This window comes from Pseudovibrio sp. W64 (assembly GCF_001623145.1).
Taxonomy (GTDB): Bacteria; Pseudomonadota; Alphaproteobacteria; order Rhizobiales; family Stappiaceae; genus Pseudovibrio.
The window spans coordinates 2,155-2,401 of sequence record NZ_LMCI01000036.1; the positions used below are offsets into that span (position 1 = coordinate 2,155).

Annotated in this window: 1 protein-coding gene; it reads left to right on the plus strand. The window is 59.9% G+C overall.

Translation table 11 applies throughout. The features are described 5' to 3' along the window. A partial coding sequence (locus tag PsW64_RS27955) for a contractile injection system protein, VgrG/Pvc8 family (RefSeq protein ID WP_208980841.1) occupies positions 1–247 on the plus strand: 247 nt, incomplete at both ends.

Below are 247 nucleotides of genomic sequence, written 5' to 3' on the forward strand. Positions count from 1 at the left end.
GCGTCTCAATGGGCTCACGCAGATCCAGATTGAGCTTGCCAGCCCCGACAACGCGCTCGACCTGCATAGCCTGCTGGATACGCCCGCCACGCTGACCATTCATCATAAATACGAGGGCCTGCGCTATCTCTCCGGAGTGATCGCCGAGATTGCCCGTGGTAATGAAGGCCATCACCGCACCAGTTACTCACTCACGCTGCTGCCCAGCCTGCACCGTTTAGCCCACGGCTCTGACTGCCGGATCTTC